Annotated in this window: 22 protein-coding genes; 16 read left to right on the top strand and 6 right to left on the bottom strand. The window is 61.0% G+C overall.

The window, feature by feature from the left end; translation table 11 throughout:
* Positions 1-8: 8 nt before the first annotated feature.
* The 5 genes from remB (at position 9) to rnhA (ending at position 5928) form a co-directional block, all read left to right on the top strand.
* Complete coding sequence (remB, locus tag KQI82_RS02210) at positions 9-275, top strand: extracellular matrix regulator RemB (protein WP_216558101.1); 267 nt, start codon at positions 9-11, stop codon at positions 273-275.
* Between the two features lie 139 nt (positions 276-414).
* Positions 415-2355, top strand: coding sequence for a DNA topoisomerase (ATP-hydrolyzing) subunit B (gene gyrB, locus KQI82_RS02205; protein WP_216558097.1), 1941 nt, complete (start codon positions 415-417; stop codon positions 2353-2355).
* Between the two features lie 102 nt (positions 2356-2457).
* On the top strand, positions 2458-4968 hold the full coding sequence (gene gyrA, locus KQI82_RS02200) for a DNA gyrase subunit A (RefSeq protein ID WP_216558094.1): 2511 nt from the start codon (positions 2458-2460) through the stop codon (positions 4966-4968).
* 20 nt (positions 4969-4988) lie between these two features.
* The gene (locus KQI82_RS02195) at positions 4989-5375 is read left to right on the top strand and encodes an SHOCT domain-containing protein (protein WP_216558091.1); all 387 of its coding nucleotides are present in this window, start codon (positions 4989-4991) and stop codon (positions 5373-5375) included.
* Positions 5376-5490: 115 nt separating this feature from the next.
* Positions 5491-5928 carry a ribonuclease HI gene (gene rnhA, locus KQI82_RS02190; RefSeq protein ID WP_216558088.1) on the top strand — a complete coding sequence of 146 codons (438 nt, stop codon included), beginning with the start codon at positions 5491-5493 and terminating at the stop codon, positions 5926-5928.
* A gap of 286 nt (positions 5929-6214) precedes the next feature.
* Here the strand turns inward: rnhA and KQI82_RS02185 are convergent, their stop codons facing one another.
* Positions 6215-7297 carry a putative NPN-dependent ornithine cyclodeaminase gene (locus KQI82_RS02185; protein WP_216558084.1) on the bottom strand — a complete coding sequence of 361 codons (1083 nt, stop codon included), beginning with the start codon at positions 7295-7297 and terminating at the stop codon, positions 6215-6217.
* Between the two features lie 152 nt (positions 7298-7449).
* Here KQI82_RS02185 and KQI82_RS02180 point away from each other — a divergent pair, with 152 nt between their 5' ends.
* Together KQI82_RS02180 and KQI82_RS02175 are read left to right on the top strand one after the other, a co-directional pair.
* Positions 7450-9372, top strand: a complete 1923-nt coding sequence (locus KQI82_RS02180; protein WP_216558082.1) for an NAD(+) synthase — start codon at positions 7450-7452, stop codon at positions 9370-9372.
* A gap of 98 nt (positions 9373-9470) precedes the next feature.
* Positions 9471-10685 carry an MFS transporter gene (locus KQI82_RS02175; protein WP_216558078.1) on the top strand — a complete coding sequence of 405 codons (1215 nt, stop codon included), beginning with the start codon at positions 9471-9473 and terminating at the stop codon, positions 10683-10685.
* Between the two features lie 93 nt (positions 10686-10778).
* Here KQI82_RS02175 and rpsT read toward each other — a convergent pair whose 3' ends face one another.
* Positions 10779-11042 (bottom strand): 30S ribosomal protein S20, encoded by a 264-nt coding sequence (gene rpsT, locus KQI82_RS02170; RefSeq protein ID WP_216558075.1) that lies wholly within the window; start codon positions 11040-11042, stop codon positions 10779-10781.
* Positions 11043-11245: 203 nt separating this feature from the next.
* Between rpsT and gpr the strand changes: the two genes are divergently transcribed.
* Together gpr and KQI82_RS02160 are read left to right on the top strand one after the other, a co-directional pair.
* On the top strand, positions 11246-12142 hold the full coding sequence (gene gpr / locus KQI82_RS02165; protein ID WP_216558072.1) for a GPR endopeptidase: 897 nt from the start codon (positions 11246-11248) through the stop codon (positions 12140-12142).
* A 151-nt stretch (positions 12143-12293) separates the two neighbouring features.
* The gene (locus KQI82_RS02160) at positions 12294-12746 is read left to right on the top strand and encodes a GNAT family N-acetyltransferase (RefSeq protein WP_216558069.1); all 453 of its coding nucleotides are present in this window, start codon (positions 12294-12296) and stop codon (positions 12744-12746) included.
* A 32-nt stretch (positions 12747-12778) separates the two neighbouring features.
* Here KQI82_RS02160 and KQI82_RS02155 read toward each other — a convergent pair whose 3' ends face one another.
* On the bottom strand, positions 12779-13537 hold the full coding sequence (locus KQI82_RS02155) for an exodeoxyribonuclease III (protein WP_216558066.1): 759 nt from the start codon (positions 13535-13537) through the stop codon (positions 12779-12781).
* A gap of 138 nt (positions 13538-13675) precedes the next feature.
* On the opposite strand from KQI82_RS02155, the gene KQI82_RS02150 reads away from it, so the two are divergent.
* Together KQI82_RS02150 and KQI82_RS02145 are read left to right on the top strand one after the other, a co-directional pair.
* Positions 13676-15028, top strand: coding sequence for an MATE family efflux transporter (locus KQI82_RS02150; RefSeq protein WP_216558063.1), 1353 nt, complete (start codon positions 13676-13678; stop codon positions 15026-15028).
* Positions 15029-15039: 11 nt separating this feature from the next.
* Positions 15040-15546 (top strand): YcxB family protein, encoded by a 507-nt coding sequence (locus tag KQI82_RS02145; RefSeq protein ID WP_216558060.1) that lies wholly within the window; start codon positions 15040-15042, stop codon positions 15544-15546.
* A gap of 53 nt (positions 15547-15599) precedes the next feature.
* On the opposite strand, the gene KQI82_RS02140 is transcribed toward KQI82_RS02145, so the two are convergent.
* The gene (locus KQI82_RS02140; protein ID WP_241426590.1) at positions 15600-15953 is read right to left on the bottom strand and encodes an RNHCP domain-containing protein; all 354 of its coding nucleotides are present in this window, start codon (positions 15951-15953) and stop codon (positions 15600-15602) included.
* Positions 15954-16065: 112 nt separating this feature from the next.
* Positions 16066-16305 carry a hypothetical protein gene (locus KQI82_RS02135; protein WP_216558056.1) on the bottom strand — a complete coding sequence of 80 codons (240 nt, stop codon included), beginning with the start codon at positions 16303-16305 and terminating at the stop codon, positions 16066-16068.
* Between the two features lie 162 nt (positions 16306-16467).
* Between KQI82_RS02135 and KQI82_RS02130 the strand changes: the two genes are divergently transcribed.
* The 5 genes from KQI82_RS02130 to KQI82_RS02110 all read left to right on the top strand — a co-directional run bounded on the left by KQI82_RS02130 (position 16468) and on the right by KQI82_RS02110 (position 21141).
* Positions 16468-16797, top strand: a complete 330-nt coding sequence (locus KQI82_RS02130) for a helix-turn-helix domain-containing protein (protein ID WP_216558053.1) — start codon at positions 16468-16470, stop codon at positions 16795-16797.
* A 158-nt stretch (positions 16798-16955) separates the two neighbouring features.
* Positions 16956-18935 (top strand): methionine--tRNA ligase, encoded by a 1980-nt coding sequence (metG, locus tag KQI82_RS02125; protein WP_216558050.1) that lies wholly within the window; start codon positions 16956-16958, stop codon positions 18933-18935.
* 37 nt (positions 18936-18972) lie between these two features.
* On the top strand, positions 18973-19599 hold the full coding sequence (locus tag KQI82_RS02120; protein WP_216558047.1) for a DUF4352 domain-containing protein: 627 nt from the start codon (positions 18973-18975) through the stop codon (positions 19597-19599).
* Positions 19600-19722: 123 nt separating this feature from the next.
* Positions 19723-20505, top strand: a complete 783-nt coding sequence (locus tag KQI82_RS02115; RefSeq protein ID WP_338148932.1) for a TatD family hydrolase — start codon at positions 19723-19725, stop codon at positions 20503-20505.
* 6 nt (positions 20506-20511) lie between these two features.
* A complete protein-coding gene (locus KQI82_RS02110; protein ID WP_216558044.1) occupies positions 20512-21141 on the top strand; it encodes a TatD family nuclease-associated radical SAM protein in 630 nt (209 codons plus the stop codon).
* Positions 21142-21212: 71 nt separating this feature from the next.
* On the opposite strand, the gene KQI82_RS02105 is transcribed toward KQI82_RS02110, so the two are convergent.
* Positions 21213-21908 carry a peptidoglycan DD-metalloendopeptidase family protein gene (locus KQI82_RS02105; protein WP_216558041.1) on the bottom strand — a complete coding sequence of 232 codons (696 nt, stop codon included), beginning with the start codon at positions 21906-21908 and terminating at the stop codon, positions 21213-21215.
* Positions 21909-21927: the final 19 nt, after the last annotated feature.

The following is a 21927-nucleotide window of genomic DNA, read 5'->3' as shown; positions in this document are numbered from 1 at the left end:
GAGGAACCATGTATCTGCATCTTGGAAAAGACGAAATCGTGCCTGCGCACAGCGTCATCGGCATCTTTGACCTGGATCAGGTCTCCTATGGCAAAAGGGGCCGGGAATATCTGAGCCGGGCGGAGAAAGAGGGCGTAGTGCTGGACGTGGGCGAGGATATCCCCAAGTCGTTCGTGGTCTGTGACCACCCCTATCACCGCCAGATCGTGTATTTGAGCCAGCTGAGCACCGCCACGCTGCAAAGGCGGGCGGAGAACGGAATGCTGGAGGAGTGAGCGCGTATGGCCGGACGCGGTCCGGTATAAAAAGAAGACGGATCCGGCCTTGAACAGTTGAGGCCGGAAGTTCAGATATGGATATCGTTCGGGCAAAACGCTGCTGCGCTTTGGCCGGTCAACGGAAGGAAGGAAGAGCATGGCAGAAATTGAAAACCTGACAAGCCCTCAGATGGAGGAGTATGACGCCTCGGAAATCCAGGTGTTGGAGGGCCTGGAGGCGGTGCGTAAGCGGCCGGGCATGTACATCGGCTCCACCTCCTCCTCAGGACTCCACCACCTGGTCTATGAGATTGTGGATAACTCCATCGACGAGGCTCTGGCGGGCTTTTGTACGGAGATCACCGTACAGATCAACGAAGGCAACACCATCACCGTGGTGGACAACGGCCGAGGCATCCCCGTGGACATCCAGGCCCAGACGGGCCGGCCCGCCCTGGAGGTGGTGTTCAGCGTGCTCCACGCCGGAGGAAAGTTCGGCGGCGGGGGCTATAAGGTCTCCGGCGGCCTCCACGGCGTGGGCGCCAGCGTGGTGAACGCCCTGTCCGAGTGGCTGGTGGTACAGGTCCACAAGGAGGGCAAAATCCATGAGATGCGCTTCTCCCGGGGCCATATCACCCAGGAGATCACAGTGGTGGGCAAAACCGACCGCACCGGCACAACCGTGACCTTTAAGCCGGACCCGGAGATGTTTGAGGACCTTGTGTACAATTACGATACCCTCCACACCCGCATGCGGGAGGAGGCCTTTCTCAACGCGGGTCTGCGCATCCGCACCATCGACAGCCGCCCCGGCATGGAGCAGAGCGATGAGATGTGCTACGCCGGCGGCATACGGGAGTTTGTCTCCTGGCTGAATAAGAACAAGGATCCGCTCCACGAGGGTGTGATCTACATGTCCGGCATGAAGGGCGACTCCATGGCGGAAGTGGCCATGCAGTATAACTCTACCTACAACGAGACCATCCTCTCCTTCGCCAACAACGTCCACACCCCGGAGGGCGGCATGCACGAGGAAGGGTTCAAGCGGGCGCTGACCACGGCACTCAACGCCTACGGCCGGAAGATCAGGATGCTTAAGGACGATGAGAAAATCTCCGGCGAGGACTGCCGTGAGGGCTTGACCTGTGTCATCTCCGTGAAGCTCACCGACGCCCAGTTTGAGGGCCAGACCAAGGCAAAGCTTGGCAACAGCGAGATCCGGACCCTGGTGAACAACGTGGTGGCGGAGAAACTGGAGATTTTCCTGGAGGAAAACCCCCAGGCCGGCCGTATGATCCTGGATAAGGCCCTGACTGCCAACCGGGCCAGAGAGGCGGCCAAGCGGGCCCGTGAATCCATCCGCCGCAAGACCGCCTTAGGCGGCGCGGCTATGCCCGACAAGCTTCGGGACTGCAATGAAAATAACCCGGAACTTACGGAAATCTATATCGTCGAGGGAGACAGTGCCGGCGGCTCCGCCACCCAGGGGCGGGACTCCCGGTTCCAGGCGATTTTGCCGCTGTGGGGCAAGATGCTCAACGTGGAAAAGGCCCGGGCGGACAAGGTCTACGGCAACGACAAGCTGACGCCGGTGATCACCGCCCTGGGCGCCGGTATCGGAGAGGACTTTGACCCATCCAAGCTGCGCTACCACAAGGTCATCATCATGGCCGATGCCGATGTGGACGGTTCCCACATCCGCACACTGCTGTTGACCTTTTTCTTCCGCTTTATGCGGCCGCTGATCGAGCAGGGCTACGTTTACGCCGCCGTGCCGCCCCTCTATAAACTGAGCCGGGGTAAGACCACCCGCGTGGCCTTTTCCGACGAGGAACGGGACGCGGTCAGCGCCGAGCTCCGGGGCGACAACCCAAACGCAAAGGTGGATATCAGCCGCTTTAAGGGCCTTGGCGAGATGAACCCCCACGAGCTGTGGGAGACCACCATGAACCCGGAGACCCGCACCCTCAAGCGCATCGAGTTGGATGATGCCGTTCAGGCCGACGAGACCTTTACCATCCTCATGGGTGAAAAGGTGGAGCCCCGGAAGGAGTTCATCGAGAAAAACGCGAAATACGCGGTGAACCTGGACTATTGATGCGCCTTTGGCGACGGCACCCGCGCGGCGCAGATGGCGCGGAGCAAAAGCCGCCTGTTTCATTGAAAGATAGAAACCTCTATACAAGGAGGACATTGATAGATGTCGAAAAAACCAAATTATGATCCCGAGGAAATCCGCTATCCGGAACAAAAGATCATCACGTCCCCGCTGGTTCCGGAGATGGAGCAGTCCTATATAGAATATGCCATGAGCGTCATCGTGGGCCGGGCCCTGCCCGACGTGCGGGACGGCTTGAAGCCGGTTCACCGGCGCATCCTCTACGCCATGTACGAGGACAACCTGACGTCCGACCGTCCCTTCAAGAAATCCGCCACCTGTGTGGGCGACGTGTTGGGACGCTACCATCCCCACGGCGATCAGTCTGTCTATGACGCCCTGGTCCGCCTGGCCCAGGATTTCTCCATGCGCTATCCCCTGGTGGACGGACACGGAAACTTTGGCTCCGTGGATGGAGACCCTCCGGCCGCCTACCGTTATACAGAGGCCCGCATGGCCAGGCTCTCCGATGAGCTGCTGCGGGACATTGACAAGGACACGGTGGACTGGGACCCCAACTTTGACGAGACCCGCAAAGAGCCCCGGGTCCTCCCCTGCCGCTTCCCCAATCTGCTGGTTAACGGCTCCTCCGGCATCGCCGTGGGCATGGCCACCAATATCCCGCCTCACAACCTGCGGGAGGTTATCGGCGCGTGCATCTGCGTGCTGGAGAACCCGGAGGCGGAGCTCAGCGACCTGATGGAGCATGTGAAGGGGCCGGACTTCCCCACAAAGGGCATCATTATGGGCCGCGCGGGCATCCGCGCCGCCTACGCCACCGGCCGGGGCCGTTTGGTGATCCGGGCCCGCCACGAGCTGGAGGAGTTTGGAAACGGACGCACCCGCATCGTCATCACCGAAATCCCCTATCAGGTCAACAAGCGCATGTTAATCAAGAATATGGCCGACCAGGTGGAGGATAAGCGGCTCGAGGGCATCAGCGACATCCGGGACGAAACGGACCGCAACGGCATGCGCATCGTCATTGAGCTGAAAAAAGACGCCAACTGCCAGGTGGTCCTGAACCGCCTCTTTGCCCAGACCCAGCTTCAGACGACCTTTGCCATCAACATGCTGGCCCTGGTCCAGAACCAGTCCCAGCCCAAGATTTTGTCATTGCGCCACATCATCGACGAGTACCTCAGCTTCCAGGAGGAAATCATCCTCCGCCGCACCCGCTATGACCTGCGAAAGGCCCAGGAGCGGGCCCACCTGCTGGAGGGCCTGCTCATCGCCCAGGACAACATCGACGAGGTCATCCGCATCATCCGCACCAGCTACGACGACGCCAAACAGCGCCTGTGCGAGCGGTTCGGCCTGGACGATATCCAGGCCCAGGCCATTTTGGATATGCAGCTCAAGCGGCTCCAGGGGCTGGACCGGGAAAAGTTGGAGGGCGAGTACAAGGAGTTGGAGGAGCGCATCGCCTATTACAACAAGCTCCTTGCCTCCGACGACCTGCTGCGCCAGGTGCTGAAGGAGGAGCTTCAGGCCATCTCCGACAAGTTCGGCGACGAACGCTGCACCGAGATTCAGGACGTGGAGGACGAGATCGACATCGAGGACCTGATCGAGGAGGAGCAGTGCGTCTACACTATGACCCAGGCCGGATACATCAAGCGCCTGCCCGCCTCCACCTACCGCTCCCAGCACCGGGGCGGAAAGGGCATCGCGGCCCAGAGCCTGCGGGAGGAGGACTGCGTGGAAACGGTGTTCACCGCCTCCACCCACGACTATATCCTCTTCTTCACCAACACCGGACGGGTCCACCGGAAAAAAGGCTACCTGATCCCCGAGGCGGGCCGTACCGCCAAGGGCACCAATATCGTCAACGTGCTGCCGGTGGAGAGCGGGGAGAAGGTCACGGCCATGCTCCACGTCAAGAGCATGGAGGAGGATGCTTTCCTGGTCCTGGTCACCCGGGGCGGAACCGTGAAGCGCATCACCCTTGAGTCTATCAACACGGCCCGCAAGGCGGGTATCCGGGCCATCACGCTGGATGAGGGCGACGAGCTTATCAACGTGCGCATCACCAACGGCGAGCAGAACATTCTCCTGATGACTCACGACGGCATGGCCATCTGTTTCAGTGAAAACGACGTGCGCTGCATGGGCCGGGACGCCGTGGGCGTCCGGGGCATCCGCCTCCGGGAGGGCGACTACGTGGTCTCCGCCTGCCGCATCCACGGCGAGGGCACGCTGCTGGCCATCACGGAGAACGGATTCGGCAAGCGGACCGGCGTGGGCGAATACATGCGCGGCGGCGAGGAAGCCGGTCCCCAGAAACGGGGCGGCTACGGCATGAAGGGCTATCAGGTCACGGAAAAGACCGGCAAGATCGCCGGCGCCAAGGTGGTGGACGGGGACGAGGACATCCTGCTCATCTCTGACGACGGCACCATCATCCGCATGGCCAGCGAGGACGTGAACGTCTACGGCCGCACAGCCCAGGGCGTCCGCGTCATGCGCTTGGCCGAGGGGGCCAAGGTCATATCCCTGGCCCGGGCGGAAAAAGAGGAGTCTGAGGAGACGCCCACCGACGAAAACGAATGAGGGAAAAAGGGAGGCAGAACATGAGACGCTACCACATCCGGCCCACAAAGGAAATGCGCCCACTTGGCATCGCCTTCAGCATTTTGTATATCGTGGTTGCCTGCGTGTTCGTCATCATCGGCGTCACGCAGGTGATCCCCAGCGGAGCGGGCCTTTTCGGGGTGCTGTGGACGGGTATGGCGCTGTGCTTTGCCGCGTTCGGCGTTTATAACCTGGTGCGCGCCCTCCGCAGCAAGGATGGGTCCGGGCTCTATGGCGTGGAGATTGTGGATGAGTCCGCTCCCTCCTCCCCCGCCGGCGGCAGTGCGGAGCAGCGGCTTCAGGAACTGCGCAGCCTCTACGACCGCAGCCTCATCACCGAGGAGGAGTACGAGGAAAAGCGCCGGGAGATTCTCAGGGACCTGTAAAAAAGAATGGGAGCGGCAAAAGGCCGCTCTCATTCTTTCACGCCTGAGTGCATTGGCAGCATTTGCTGCCTGTTTGGCATCAAATTTCATAACCCCGGTTCAGAAAGGATGTCCTATGAAGACAGTGACCATTTATACCGACGGCGCGTGCAGCGGCAACCCCGGTCCGGGAGGCTGGGGCGCGGTGCTGCTCTATGGCAAGCACCGCCGGGAACTCTCCGGCGGCGAGGCCAACACCACCAACAACCGCATGGAGCTGACGGCCGTCATCTCCGCCCTGTCCCTTTTGAAGGAGCCCTGTGAGGTGGAGCTGTGGTCGGATTCCAAATATGTGATCGACGGCCTTTCCAAAGGCTGGGCCAGAGGCTGGCAGAAGCGGGGATGGGTGAAGTCCGACAAGAAACCCGCCCTGAACCCGGATCTGTGGGAAAAGCTGCTGGAGCTGACCGACCACCACAGCCTCCGCTACCACTGGGTCAAGGGCCACGCGGATACGCCCGAAAACAACCGCTGCGACGAATTAGCGGTGGCGCAGAGCAGAAAGTTCCGTTGAACACAAGGGCGGATTCGCAGGAATAAATCTTCCAAATTTTAGGTTTGGACCACAAGTTTACAAACTGTTCACACCAAACTCATAATTCTGCCATGATTTGGGGGTATCTTAATAATCAGCAAAGGGAACTACAACCCGATGCGATTTTTCTCCCTCCTAAACACACACAAACACACACAGCAGGAGCCGCCATATTGGCGGCTCCTGCTGTGTTTTCTCTCTGTATGCAGCTGCGGCTGAGCGCTTCGCGGGCCCACCATGAGAGTTTGCCCGCCGACCCTGTCGTTTACAGCCCCAGCCCCTTGCGGAGGTTGACGATGAAGTCCTGGGCGTTGGTGACGATCCCCTTGGCGCTGAGACTCCCCCGGTCGCTGAGCTTGTTGACCGTGAACTCGGAGATGTCCACACAGTAGAAATAGACCTGCCGGACCGTGCCGTCCGGGAGCACCCGGTAGGAGGGGGTCATGTTGCCCGTGGCAATGGTGTGGAGGGTGGTGGCCATGCAGATCACCGTGGTGGCGTCGCGCACCTGATCCCGCATGGCGTCCTGGGCCTGGTATACGTCGCCGTACACCGGGGGCAGCGGGCCGTCGTCCCGGATGGAGCCCGCCAGCACATAGGGCACCTGGTGGGTCTCACAGGCGTGGATGATGCCGTTGTCGATGTGCTCACCCCGCAAAAAGGCGGCCACGGAGCCGTGGTAGCGGACGGCGTTGATGGTGTCCAAATGGTTGTAGTGGCCGTTGGGCTGGCTCTGCTGGGTGTAGATGTTCTGGCCCAGGGCCGTGTTCAGGTAGGCGGCCTCCAGGTCATGGGTGGCCAGGGCGTTGCCGGCCAAAACCGCGTGGACGTAGCCCCCGGCGATCAACTTGGCAAAGGCGCTGCGGGCGTCGCTGTCAAAGGAGAAGGCGGGCCCCATGACCCAGACGATCTTCCCGTGATCCTTTTCATAGCGCAGCAGCTCGTAGAGCTCGTCGTAGTCCCGGGAAAAGGCGGTCTCCCGGGACCGACCTTGGCGGAAGGCAAAGAGGTCCTGGTGCTGGCCCGGCTCGTGGAAGCCGGTGCCATGGACAAAAATGCCCTCCTCTCCCCGCTCCGTGCGGCCCAGTACCACCAGGTCCCCGGCCTTCAGACGGCGGAATTCCCGGACCGCGATCTGGCCGTCCTCCCACACGGCCACGCAGTCCATGCGGCTCTCTTTTGCCAGGCGCCACTGGCCCGCGATGTGGAAGTACTCGGGGAAAATGCTCATGGCGTGAAAGCCCGCAGGCGCCACGCCGTCCTTGGGCGCGCGCTGGAGGACGGCTTCCGGGGCTGTTTTCAGGTCAGAAAAATCCGGCGGCGTGTAGCCGCGCAGCTGAAAGGACATGAATTCAATCCTCCTGTATGTAGTCAGCAATCCGTATTGTCTTTTCTAAGCTTACCAAATTGTGAAAAAACTTGCAAGGACGTTCCTTGTAAAACCCGGGTCTCTGGTGTAAAATAAACCCAAATCATCATGCGAAACAGGAGGAAGCGTCCATGAAAGACGGATTTATTTCCGTGGCCTGCGGCACGCCCAAGCTGCGCCTGACAGACTGCGACTACAACGCGGAGCAGAGCTTTACCCTCATGCGCACGGCGGCGAAAGCCGGCGTAAAGGTGCTGGTGCTGCCGGAGTTAGGACTCACCGGGTACACCTGCGGCGACCTCTTTAACCAGACCGCCCTGTTGGAGGGGGCGCGGGAGGCGCTGTCCACCATCCTGACCGCCACCCGGAACCTGGAGGTGGTGACGGCCGTGGGATTACCCTTACAAAAAGATAACAAATTGTATAATTGCGCTGCTATTATACAAAAAGGAGCGATTTTGGGCGTGATTCCCAAGACCCACATCCCCAATTACGGGGAGTTTTACGAAAAGCGGCAGTTTGCCCCGGCGCCGGAGGAGGACAGTCTGCTGGCGGAGCTGTGCGGCCAGAGGGACGTGCCTTTCGGGACCCATCTCCTGTTCCGGTGCGAGAGCGTGCCGGATTTGACGCTGGGATTTGAGGTCTGCGAGGATTTGTGGGCGCCCTGTTCGCCGTCCGTGGGGCTGTGCCAGGCCGGCGCCACCATCATCGGCAACCTCTCCGCCAGCGATGAGCAGGCGTCCAAGGACAGCTACCGCCGCCAGCTGGTGGCCTCCCAGAGCGCCAAGCTGATCTGCGGCTATGTATACGCCAGCGCCGGCGAGGGGGAGTCCTCCTCGGATCTGGTGTTCAGCGGCCATGATATCATCGCGGAAAACGGCACCATCCTCAACGAGAGCCGGTTTGAGACGGGCCTTAAGATATCCGAGGTGGATGTGCAGCGCCTTGCCGCCGAGCGCCGCCGTACCCAGATGTTAGACAGCCCGCCCCACAGCGGCTATTCGTCCATCCCCTTCACCCTGACGGTGGAAAAGACCAAGCTGAGCCGGTACGTGGCGCCTCAGCCCTTTGTGCCGGAGAGCCGGGAGGACCGGGAGGAGCGGTGCCAGGAGATTCTGCTCATCGCCGCCCTGGGCTTAAAACAGCGGCTGGAGCACACTGCCGCCAAGACGGCGGTGGTGGGCCTCTCCGGCGGTCTGGACTCCACCCTGGCCATGCTCATCACCATGATCGCCATGAAGATGATAGACCGCCCCACCCCCGATGTGGTGGCGGTGACGATGCCCTGCTTCGGAACCACCAAGCGCACCCGGACCAACGCCCAGGTGCTGGCGGAGCAGTTGGGGGCCACGCTCCGGACGGTGGACATCTCCGACACGGTGCGCAGCCATTTCCGGGACATTGGCCACGACATGGCGGATCACAGCGTCACCTTTGAAAACGCCCAGGCCCGGGAGCGGACCCAGGTGTTGATGGACATTGCCAACAAGACCGGCGGCATTGTCATCGGCACCGGCGACCTCAGCGAGCTGGCCCTGGGCTGGGCCACCTACAACGGGGACCACATGAGCATGTACGGCGTCAACGCCTCCATCCCCAAGACGCTGGTGCGGCATCTGGTGGCCTATGTGGCCAAGGACAACTCCGACAAGGACGAGGCCCTGGCGGATGTGCTGGAGGACATTTTGGCCACGCCCGTGTCTCCGGAGCTGCTGCCCGCCATTGAGGGGAAGATCGCCCAGAAGACCGAGGACCTGGTGGGCCCCTATGAGCTCCACGACTTTTTCCTCTACTATATCGTCCGCTGGGGCTTTTCGCCCCGGAAGGTCTACCGCCTCGCCCAGTACGCACTGGGCAAGACCTACGACCGGGAGACGATCCTCAAATGGCTGAACAACTTCTACCGCCGCTTCTTTGCCCAGCAGTTCAAGCGCAACTGCCTGCCCGACGGGCCCAAGGTGGGCTCCGTGGCCTTCTCCCCCCGGGGCGACTGGCGCATGCCGTCGGACGCCAAGTGGACGCTGTGGGAGGCGGAGCTCAAAACGCTGGAATAGGCGAATCAGCAGCAATGAAAAACAGGACAGGAAGAATAAAAATCTTCTTGTCCTGTTATTTTTGGAATCATTTGTTTACAAACGAGGAAGATTCTGCTATGCTGAGCGTGAGGGGGGGCGTTGGCGTGAAATCGTCGCGGTACCGGTGGGTGGTCTGCGCCGCAAGCTTTTTGCTGCTCTTTTGCTGCATCGGGCTGACGGCCAATTCCTTTACGGTGTACCAGCCGTATCTGATCGCCCAGAAAGGGATCAGCAATACCCAGTGTTCCATGCTGGTGACGCTGCGCTGTGTGGCGTCGCTGAGCGGCCTTTTTTTCATCCAGTTCTACTATCAAAAGATGGGCATCCGCCTTGGCACCACCCTTGCACTGGTGCTCATGGCCTCCTGCCGGGCCATGTTCGCCTTTGGCGGTGGATACGCCGCCTATGTGGCGGCCACCTGCGTCAGCGGCTTTGCCCACAGCCTGGGCGGGATGGTGCCCGCGTCGTTGGTGCTCACCCGCTGGTTCCGTGAGCGCTCCGCCACGGCCATCAGCATCTGCGCCGCGGGCACGGGCCTTGCCTCCGTGGTGGCGCCGCCGGTGCTCACCTATGTAATCGAACACGTCTCTCTGAAAGCCGCCTTTTTGGCGGAAGCGGCCTTTGGGGGCTGCGCGGCTGTGCTGGTCCTGATCTTCATGCGGGACCGTCCGGCAGAGGAGGTGGAACCGGCGTCAAGGCCCGTGGCCGCCAGGCCAAAGCGGGACTGGGGCATGCTGACCGCCTCCCTCCTGTTGGGGACCATGGGCGTGCCGGGCTATGCCACCTTTACGGTGCTCTATCGCAGCGAAGGGTTTGACAGCGCCACCGTGGCGCTGCTCATCTCCTTACTTGGCGCGTCGCTAATGATCTGCAAATGCGTGTACGGTATGGCGACGGACCACATGGGCTCCTACCGGGCTGCGCGGCTCTTTTTCTGCGTGCTGGTGGCGGCCCAGGCCATGACCTGTCTGGCGGTGACCGGCAGTCTGGCCATTGCCGTGGTCACCATGCTGCTCCAGGGCTTCAGCCTGCCGCTGACCAACGTGGGCGTGTCGGTCTTTGCCAAGGATATGTCCCGGCCCGACACCTATGCCGCCACGCTGCGGGAGTACCAGATCGCGGGAATGGTGGGCGCCATCGCCTTCAGCCCCATGCCCGGCATCCTGGCGGACTGGCTGGGCAGCTACGTGCCCACCTATATGCTGCTCACCTTCAGCGCGGTGGCCTCCATGGTCCTGGTGCGCCGGGGCTATCGGGCCAAAGAGCGCGCCGCGGAGCGGACGGGGGCGTAGCCGGGGCGCGGAAACAAAAATCGGGCGGAACAGACGACGCCCGGGATAAAGAAAAAAGGACATCCGATTGGATGTCCTTTTCGTTTGGCTCGATCAACCGATCTGGTTGAGCTTGAGGGCCATAGCGCTCTTTCTGTGAGCGGCGGTGTTCTTGTGCAGAACGCCCTTCGCAACAGCCTGATCGACCTTTTTCACTGCGACTTTGAAAGCGCCATCGGCCTCGGTGCGATTGCCTTCTTCGGCAGCAGCCTCGAATTTCTTGATGGCGGTCTTCAGCGCGGACTTCTCGGCCCGGTTGCGGGCGTTTCTCATCTCTGCCACCAGAACGCGCTTCTTGGCAGACTTAATGTTCGGCAAACCATACACCTCCCTTAGGCGTTAATTTAAATTTTGGTGAAACAACTTTCCACCATGCAGATTAGTATTTTAGCATCAAAACCTGAAAATTGCAAGCCTTTTTTCGCAATTCCTTTCAGATTTTTGCATATTTCCCCCACTGCGGACAAAAATAAGAACAATCTACAAGATTTAGTGGAAGGAAGGAGCCTAAGACACAAATCATGGGGACGAAACGGACAGACCTGGCCATGGAGGCCAGGGAGATTTGGCAGGAGAGCGCGGAAAAAACCACCCGGCTCCAGGGCGTAAAGGCCCGCAACAGCCGCCGGGAGGGCTATGGCGTGACCCGGGTGGAAATTTTGGATGAAAAAGGGGAGCAGGCCTTGGGCAAGCCTGTGGGCACCTATGTGACCGTGGACCTGGAGAGCTTTTGGAGCAGGAAGGCCGGCTTTTTTGAGCGGGCCGTCCGGGCTGTGGGCGAGGAGCTGAAGGCGATGCTGCCGCCGGAGGGCTCGGTGCTGGTGGTGGGCCTTGGAAACGCGGCCATGACGCCGGACGCGGTGGGGCCCCAGACCCTGGACAGCATTTTGGTGACGCGGCACCTGCTGCGCTCCATGCCCAGGCAGTTTTCCGGCTTCCGGAGCGTATCGGTGCTGAGGACCGGCGTGCTGGGCACCACCGGACTGGAGTCGGCGGAGATGGTCTGCGGCGCGGCGGAGCGGATCAAGCCGGACTTTGTGGTGGCGGTGGACGCCCTGGCTTCCCGCCGCTTAAAGCGGGTCTGCGCCACCATTCAGCTCAGCGACACGGGCATCGTCCCCGGCTCCGGCGTGGGCAACAGCCGCACTGAGCTGAGTAAGAAGACCCTGGGCGTACCGGTGTTCGCCATCGGCATCCCCACGGTGGTGGACGCGGCCACCCTGGCCGAGGACCTGGTGGAGGAGGCGGGAGGCGACGCGGCGGCCCTGCCCGCCCTGGGGAAAAAGGGCGCGCCGCTGATGGTTACGCCACAGGAGGTGGACAGCCGGGTGCGGGAGCTGAGCAAGGTGGCCGGCTACGCCTTGAACTGGGCGCTGCAGGACCTGGAGATCGAGGACGTCAACTCCCTTCTGAGCTGAAGACGAAACAATCAGCTGGGCGATGCGGCGGTACCGGGAGGCTATGTTCGTGGGATGCGGTGCGCCCCACATAGGCAGTCGATAAGAACGCGTTTCCATCGCCCGGCGGATGTGATATACTGTTCCCATCAAACAATGGGGAGGGACGCCTATGGAATTCAGGCTGGCCAACCGGGATGACCTGGAGGCGCTGGTGGAAAACCGCATGGAGTTTGTCCAAGCCGTGAAGGGCATCGACCGCAAGGAGGACTTTCGCACCAAAACCCGGGCCTTTTTGAGCGCGCATCTGGAGCAGCCGGACTTTGCCGCGTTCATCGCGGTGGAGGAGGGGCGGATCGCGGCGTCCTGCATGGCCTGCGTCTTTGCGGTGCTGCCCACTGAGGACCTGCCCGCCGGGCGCCGGGCAAGGGTCATGAACGTCTATACACAGCCCGCGCACAGACGATCGGGATACGCCGAAGCGCTGGTGCGGATGATGGCGGAGGAGATGAAACGGCGGGGCGTGGAAGAGCTGCGGCTGGAGTGCACGGAGATGGGCCGGCCCGTGTACGAAAAAGTGGGCTTTGAAAAGCTGGACAACCAGATGCGGCTGAAGCTTTTATAAAAGGGCGGGAGCGACTGCTCCCGCCCTTTTCCTCACAGCGGCGCGCCAAGCTCCAGCGCCACGGGACAGTGGTCGCTGCCCCCGATCTCGGCGTAGATTTCCGCCGTTTTCACCCGCTCCATCAGGCGCTGCGAGACAAGAAAGTAGTCGATGCGCCAGCCCGCGTTCCGCTCTCTGGAGCGGAAGCGGTAGCTCCACCAGGAGTAGGCCACCCGGTCGGGCCACAGGGCCCGGAAGGTGTCCACAAACCCGGAGGAGAGAAGCTCCGTCATCTTGGCGCGCTCTTCGTCGGAAAAGCCGGCATTGCGGCGGTTGGCCGCCGGGTTTTTGATGTCGATCTCCTGGTGGGCCACATTCAAATCGCCGCAGTAGACCACCGGCTTTTCCCGGTCCAGCTCCATGAGATACTCCCGCAGGTCGTCCTCCCACTGCATCCGGTAGTCCAGCCGCTTGAGGGCGTCCTGAGAGTTGGGCGTGTAGCAGCACACCAGGTAGAACGAGGGGTATTCGGCCGTGAGAACGCGCCCTTCGTGGCGGTGGAGGTCCTCTCCAAAGTCCCGGGTGACGCGCAATGGCTCGGTTTTGGTGAAGATGGCGGTACCGGAGTAGCCCTTTTTATCGGCGCTGTTCCAGTAGCGGTGGTAGCCGGGCAGGTCGAACTCCGCCTGCCCCTCCTGCATTTTCGTCTCCTGCAAACAGATCACATCCGGGTCCGACAGGGTGCAGAAGTCCAAAAAGCCCTTGCCCAGGCAGGCGCGCAGGCCGTTGACATTCCAGGAGATCAGTTTCATTGGGATAAGCCCTCCCTTGGCGTTTTTCTTCATTTTACCCGAAAACGGCCCAAAAAACAATCTCCTCCCTTGCCCAACGGGAAAAAGAAGAGTACACTGTAAGGGAATTTGTACATCGGAAAGAGAAAGGGCGTTTTCATGGAACAATCCGGAATGCGGAACATGACGGAGGGCAGCCCCGCGCGGCACATCTTCTTCTTTGCCCTCCCCATGTTTTTGGGAAGCCTCCTCCAGCAGCTCTACAACATGGTGGACAGCTGGGTGGTGGGCAACTACGTGGGCGACGCCGCCCTGGCCGCGGTGGGCATCGGCTTCCCCGTGATCTTCATGTTCACCTCGCTGTTCACCGGTATGGCCAACGGCGGCACGGTGGTCATCTCCCAGTTTTACGGCGCCGGGAAGATGGATCGGGTCCGGGACGCGGTGGACACGGTCTACACCACCTTTGTGGTCTCCGCCATACCGCTGACGCTGCTGGCCCTAATGCTGGTCAAGCCGCTGCTGAGCCTTTTGCAGGTGGACCCGGCGGCCTACGACGAGGCGTGGCTCTACCTGATGATCGTCTGCGGAGGACTGGTGGGCACCATCGGCTACAACACCAACGCCGGTATTTTGCAGGGCTTGGGAAACAGCCGCACGCCGCTGCTGTTTTTAGCCGTCGCGGCGGTGATGAACATTGTGCTGGACCTGGCCCTTGTGCTGATCTTCCACTGGGGGGTCATGGGCGTGGCGGTAGCCACCATCTTCTCCCAGGCCTTCTCCTGGATCTTCGGCGTGTTCTACATCAACCGGGTCTATCCCCAGATCGGCATCCACCCCTTCTGCTTCCGGTTTGACAGGCAGCTCTTCGCCGACGTGATGCGCATCGGCCTGCCCGCCGGGGTCCAGATGGCCATGGTATCCGTGGGCATGATGATGGTGATGGGCAAGGTCAACACCTATGGCAAGGCCTTCACCGCCGGATACAACGTGGGCAACAAGTTGGACGCGGTGGCCTTTTTGCCGGTGCAGAGCCTGTCCAACGCCGTCACGGCCTACGTGGGCCAGAACATCGGCGCCGGCGCCTCCGAGGGCCGGGTCCACCAGGGCATTCGGGTGACGGTGGCCATGGGCGTGGGCTGGTGCCTGGCCATGCTGGCGCTGCTCATGCCCTTCCGGAGCGAGTTGGTGGGCTTCTTTTCCCCCAGCGCGGAGGTGGTCTCCGCCGGGGCCGTGTACCTCAAGTCCATCCTCCCCTTCTATCCCCTGTTCGCGGTGATGTTCTGCCTCAACAACGCCATGCGGGGCGCCGGGGAGAGCATGTTCCCCCTGATCTGCGTGGTGTTTTCCCTGATCCTGGTCCGGGTGCCGGCGGTGTACCTGCTGGCGGAGCACGCGGGCCGGGAGATGATGTTCTACGGCTTCGGCGTGGGCTGGGCCGTGGGCTTCGCCGTGTCCGTGATCTACTACCTTGCCGGCCGGTGGAAACGCCACGGCAGTCTTGCTTCATAGGAGGAAACCGAATGGTCGTTTCGTTTCAGTATACCAGGGAGGAGTGGGTGCGCTGCCACCGCAAGTACCTCTTCCTCTCCCGGACCCTGACCCAGATCGAGCTGTGGCTGGCGGCGGTGCTGTGCGTGCTGTGTGTGGCGTATCTGGTGTATTTTGGCCCCGCCTGGAAGAGCGTGTCGCTGTGCATCCTGTGCGCGGCTGTGGTGGGTATGTTCTGGTTTATGTATTTCCGCCAGCCCCACAGGATTTATGACAAGACCCCGGGCTTTGACCTGCCCCACGTCCTGGACTTCAACGAGGACGGGGTGGACTACCGGACCGAGGGCTTTGTCACCTCCACGCCATGGGAGAAGTTCGTCACCTATGTGGAGACGGACGAGGCATTTTTCCTTGCGGAGAGCCGCTCCGTCTACACCATGATCCCCAAGCGGGCCCTTGTGAGCGCCGAGGAGAAGAACCTGCGCGGGATATTAAAGGACCATCTGCCCAAGAACCAGTTCCCCAAGGGCAGGAGATAAGGCGGCGGAAACTGAATAAAACAGCAGGCCGCGATTTTTCGCGGCCTGCTGCTTTATTTGTCTGCCATCCGGTCTAAATATTCTATGGGGAAGGGCGGATTGGCCAGGGGCTTGACGGCGATGGACAGCAGCCGGAAGGGGTTGTCGTCCGCCGCCACCCGGTTTGAGTGGAGCACGCCGCACCGGCGGCACCGGTGGATGACGGCCCATTCCCCGTCCTTGCGCACCCATACGCCGATGGGGTCCATCACACCGCCGCAGCGGGAGGCCCGGTCGCCCGGCGTCTCGTCCAGGTGGATGCTGGCAAGGCAGTGGGGGCAGTGATTGCGGTGGGCGGTTCCGGCGCCCTTGGGCGCCGCTGTGCCGCCGCAGACGCGGCAGATAAAGTGGTTTTCTGTGGTTTTCAAGGGAATCCTCCTAAAAGATGGTTTGCTCCAAACGCATCTTGGGGAGGCTTGGCGGGAGCTTATCGCCTGCAAACCTCCCGGCTGGCGGCAAGCTCCGAATTACGATAGAATGTCATACGCTATCTCCTTTGTCTTTGACCCGGTTGTGCGGGTCTAACGGTATGATAGCACAGGAGCCCTTGCGGCGCAAGGGGCGCAGGAAAATCTCCACCTCCGTCCCGTCCCGCAGGGCGATGTAGTAGGCGCGCTTTTTAAAGTCGGCGTCGATGTCCACGATGTCCGTCAGGTCGCTGTCGTTGAGCAGGTCAAAGAGCGTGGTGTAGAGGATGTCCATGCAGCTCAGGTCGTCCATACTGGTCTCTCCTTTTTGTGTGTTTTCTACCCACTTAATATGTTAGCAAAAATAAACCTGGAATCCAGCGCCTATCCGGGGTTTTATCCTCTAATAGATCGTTTACGAAATTTTGCCAGTTTTGTAAAATAGAGTCTATATAGAGAGATAAGTGGTGGGACTGTGGATACCAAAGGCCTGGGAAAAAAACTAAAATCCTATCGGGCAAAGCGCGGTTGGAGCGGCGCGGACTGTGCGGAGCGAATCGGAATCAGCAGTAGGTATTTGTCCGATATTGAGCGCGGTGATAAAGTTCCCACTCTGGAGACCTTTGTGTTGATTCTCAACACCTTACAGGCATCTGCCGATGACGTGCTCCAGGACAGCCTAGTCATTGGCTATGAGCCGAAGAGTAACGAATTGCTGAAACGATTGTATGTTCTTGATATCAACCGGAGAAAACAGGCATTGGAGCTCCTTGAAAGCATACTCTCCTCACTTGAAAAAATTTAGACGCCTCTGAGCTTTCGGCTCAGGGGCGTTTTGCCCAACTGCTTCCGCCCCAACGGAAAGCAAGTTGCAAAATTGGAAGCATTTGTGATATAATACATAGTTACACGAGTCATTACCGGCGCTCTTCCATTCGGAGCGCCGTGAAAAAGGAGAAGCCCATGGAAGAGAAAAAAACATTCTATATCACCACCCCCATTTACTACCCGTCGGACAAGCTTCACATCGGCCACACCTACTGCACCGTGGCCACCGACGCCATGGCACGCTACAAGCGGCTTCAGGGCTATGACGTGATGTTCCTCACCGGCACCGACGAGCACGGCCAGAAGATCGAGGATCGGGCCAGGGCCGCCGGCGTGACGCCCAAGGAGTTTGTGGACGCAATTGTGGAGGGCGGCGGCGGCGTGCTGGATTTGTGGAAGCTGATGAACATCTCCAACGACCGCTTCATCCGCACCACCGACGACTACCACGTGTCCGCCATCCAGAAGATTTTCAAGAAGATGTACGACAACGGCGACATCTACAAGGGCAAGTACGTGGGCAAATACTGCAAGCCCTGCGAGTCCTTCTGGACCGAGTCCCAGCTGGTGGACGGCAAGTGCCCCGACTGCGGCCGGGAGGTGGTGGACGCCGAGGAGGAGGCCTACTTCTTCCGCCTGTCCAAATACGGCGACCGGGTCCGGGACCTGCTGGAGAACACCGACTTCCTCCAGCCCCACAGCCGGGTCAACGAGATGGTGAAAAACTTCATCGACCCCGGATTGGAGGACCTGTGCGTCTCCCGCACCAGCTTCACCTGGGGCATTCCCGTGGACTTTGACCCGGGCCACGTGGTCTATGTGTGGGTGGACGCCCTGTTCAACTACACCACCGCCCTGGGCTTTTTGAACGACGCGTACCACGACTACGACAAGTACTGGCCCGCGGACGTCCACTTTGTGGGCAAGGAGATCGTCCGCTTCCACTCCATCATCTGGCCCGCTATGCTCATGAGCATGGGTATGCCCCTTCCAAAGCACGTGTACGGCCACGGGTGGCTCCTGCTGGAGGGCGGCAAGATGAGCAAGTCCAAGGGCAACGTGGTGGACCCCTATATGCTGGCCCAGCGCTACGGCGTGGACGCGCTGCGCTATTTCCTGCTGCGCTCGTTCCCCTTCGGCTCCGACGGAACCTTCTCCAACGAGCTGCTGATCTCCACCATCAACACGGACCTGGCCAACGACCTGGGGAATCTGGTCTCCCGCACCACCGCCATGGTGGAAAAGTACTTTGCCGGAAACCTGCCCACCAACCACAAGATGGAACCTATGGACCATGAGCTGATGGAGATGGCCGGGTCCCTCCGCCGCCGCTACGAGGAGCAGATGGAGAAGTTCGCCTTCCAGTCCGCCCTTAGCGAGGTGTTCTCCGTGGTGGCCCGGGCCAATAAGTATATTGATGAGACGGCGCCCTGGGTGCTGGCCAGGGACGAGGACAACAACCCCCGCCTGGCCATGGTCATGTACAATCTGCTGGAGACCATCCGCATCTGCGCGGTGCTGCTGACGCCCTTCATGCCGGAGTCCATGGCCAGGGTTTTCGACCAGATCGGCGCTTCCGGCAAGCTGACCACCTGGGAGTCCGCCGGAAGTTGGGGCGTGCTGCCCAAGGACGCCTCCGTCCGCAAGGGCGAGGCCCTGTTCCCCCGCATCGACATGGAAAAGGAGCTGAAGGCATTGGAAGAACTGGAAGAACAGAAAAAAGCGGAGGCGGAGGCCGCCTCCAGGCCCGCGCTGGAGATTGAGCCCCTTGCCGGGGAGAACGTGGACTTTGACACCTTCTGCAAAAGCGATTTCCGGGCGGTGAAGGTGAAGGCCTGCGAGGCGGTGCCCAAGTCCTCCAAGCTGCTGCGCTTCACCTTAGACGACGGCACCGGCACGGACCGCCATATCCTCTCCGGCATCCACAAGTGGTATGAGCCGGAGGACTTGGTGGGCAAGACGCTGGTGGCCATCGTGAACCTGCCGCCCCGCAAGATGATGGGCCTGGAGTCCTGCGGCATGCTGCTCTCCGCCGTCCACACCGAGCGCGGTGAGGAGTGCTTGAACCTGATGATCGTGGACGATAAAATTCCGGCCGGAGCAAAGCTCTGCTAAAAAGAGAAGAGAACTTGAAAAAAGGAAGGAACTGATCATGAAACATCGTGTTGCACTCCTCTTGCTTGCCCTGGCCCTTGCCGTCTCGCTGGCCGGCTGCGGCGGCTCCGGTTCCTCCGGGAACAAGGGTTCCTCCTCCTCCGGCGCGTCCTCCTCCGGCGTCCAGGTGGACCTGCGGGACGGCGTGGAGTATGAAGAGGGCGGCGAGAGCGGTTACCTGGGCGATGTGATGCACACCGCGTTTTTGAACTTTGCCGTCACCGACGCCTACACCTGCCCCACCTATGGCGGCTATACCCCCGCCGAGGGCAATCAGGTGCTGGTGGTTTCCGTCTCCATTTTGAATACCGGCATCTCCAGCCTGCCCATGTTTGACACCGACTTCCAGATTCAGTGGGGCAGCGAGAACGACGAGGACTATGGCTGGCCCATCACCACCTCTGAGGAGCCCTGGGAAAAGCAGCCCCAATCCGGTGAGGCCCTGGACGACAACCAGCTGCCCGGCGAGTATGAGATCGGAATCAATAAAGAGCGCAGCGGCCTGCTGTTCTTTGAGGTGCCCGCCGACAGCAAGGACTTCTCCGTCAGCTTTGAGGAGTTCTTTGAGGATGAGACGGTGGGAGACCTGTATTTCGTGTATTTTACCGCTGAGAAAAAAGCCTGATCGGATCAGCGGTCAAAAAAGAGCGGTTGGTTGGGTCCAGCCGCTCTTTTTGCGCCTTGCGCCGCCGCGGGATTTGGATTATACTGATCCAACAAGGGATGGGCGCGGCGATTGTGCCGCGCCGTGAGAGAGGGGGATTGCCGCCTGTTTGATTCACATGCACACTATGACGACGAAGCCTTTAATGAGGACCGTGACCGGGTGCTGTCCGGACTGGTGAGCCGGGGCGTCACCCATGTGGTGAACCCGGGCTGCACCGTGGCGTCCTCCCGGGCGGCGATTGCGCTGGCGGAGCGCTACGCCCACGTCTACGCCGCCGCGGGCATTCACCCGGAAAACTGCGCCGGCGCCGGCAGGGAGGAGTTTGAACAGATCCGCGCCCTGCTCCGCCATCCAAAGGTGGTGGCGGTGGGCGAAATCGGGCTGGACTACTACTGGAAGGAAAACCCGCCCCGGGATTTCCAGCGCCAGGTGTTCCGCCGCCAGCTGGCCATGGCCGGGGAGGCGGGGCTGCCCGCGATCGTTCACGACCGGGACGCCCACGGCGACACGCTGGCCATTGTTCGGGAGTTCCCCGGGGTGCGGGGTGTGTTCCACTGCTACTCCGGCAGCCTGGAAGACGCCAGGGAGATAGTGAAGGCGGGATGGTATCTGGGCTTCAACGGGGCCATCACCTTCAAAAACGCCCGCAAGGCGCCGGAGGTGGTGACTTGGGCGCCGATAGAGCGCATCCTCATTGAGACGGACTGCCCCTATCTGACGCCGGTGCCCTTCCGGGGCAAGCGGAACGACTCCGGATACCTCCCCTATGTGGCGGAGAAAATCGCCCTGTGGAAGGGCCTCAGTGTGGAGGAGGTGGAGGAGGCCACCACGCGCAACGCCAAAAATTTCTATGGAATTGAGTGATTTGATATGAAAAAAGCAATGACCATCACCTATGAGTACGAGGGAGCGCTGTATGTCAACCTGACCAACCGGTGCGACTGTGCCTGCGTCTTCTGCCTGCGCCACAACGGAAACGACGGCAGCATTTACGCCGACGACCTGTGGCTGGAGCATGAGCCCAGCCGGGAGGAGGCGTTGGAGAGCTTCTTCACCTGGGGCGATCTGACCAAATACCGGGAGATCGTCTTCTGTGGATTCGGCGAGCCCAGCTACCGCATGGACGACATCTGCTGGCTCATCGACCAGTTGCGCGCCAAGGTGCCGGGCCTGCCCCCCACCCGCATCAACACCAACGGCCACGCCAACCTGATCAACGGCCGGGACGTGACGCCGGACCTCCACGGCCGCATGGACACGGTCTCCATCTCCCTTAACGGGGCCGATGAGGAGGAGTATCTGGCCGTCACCCGGCCCCAGAGCGGGAAGGCGGGCTGGGACGCCATGCTGGACTTCACCCGGAAGGCCGCGGCCCAGGTGCCCCACGTGGTCATGACCATCGTGGACAAGGACAAGACCCCGGAGGACATCATAAAGTGCCGGGCGCTGGCGGAGTCCCTTGGGGCCACGCTACGGGTCCGGGCCTACATCCCCGATTGATCGCGCGCTCTGCTTGGATGCGGAAGAATGCATATGAAAAAAGGACTGCGGTCATACCGCAGTCCTTTTTTCTACCGGTTCAAAAACTCCTCCGGGTCGATGGGGACGCCTTCCCGGGTGACGCCGAAATGAAGGTGCGCTCCGGCCTCGGCAATGGCGCTCTCCCCCACACAGCCGATGACCTGGCCGGTGGTCACGCTGTCTCCGGCGCTGACGGTGGGCTGGCCCTGGAGGCAGGCGTAGATGGTCTGATAGCCGCCGCTGTGGGAGAGGACCACAGTGGTGCCCAGGAGGGGGTCGTCGTAGACGGAATCCACCGTGCCCGCGGTGGCGGCCATCACCTGGGTGCCCTTGTCCGCCTGGATGTCCATACCGTTGTGGGTGCGCCAGTCCTCCATGGTTTCATCGTACTGAAGGTCCTCCATGGAGAAGGCCGCCACGGTTTCCCCGGAGACGGGCTTTACCGTCAGCCGGGGCTGCTCCGCGCTTACCTGCACCTCCGGCATCTGTGCCACGGTGACCACATCCGGTTCTTTTTCCGCCACCGGGTCGGAGGGCGGCGCCTCCTGCGTCTGCGGCTCCAGGTCCACCGGCTCCGGATCGCTGACCTCCACCGGCTCCGGAAGTCCCACCGGTTCCACCGGCTCTTCACTGTTTCCGGAAAACAGGACAAAATAGCCCGCCACACCAACTGCGGCCACGCACAGGAGCAGGGCTATGTAGAAGCCCGCTCCGCCAAATACGGATTTTACGCTGCGTTTTCCCATAGTGTTCTCCTTTCGTTCG

Source organism: Dysosmobacter acutus (assembly GCF_018919205.1).
GTDB lineage: Bacteria > Bacillota > Clostridia > Oscillospirales > Oscillospiraceae > Oscillibacter > Oscillibacter acutus.
This window is presented reverse-complemented; position numbering and strand designations above follow the sequence as displayed.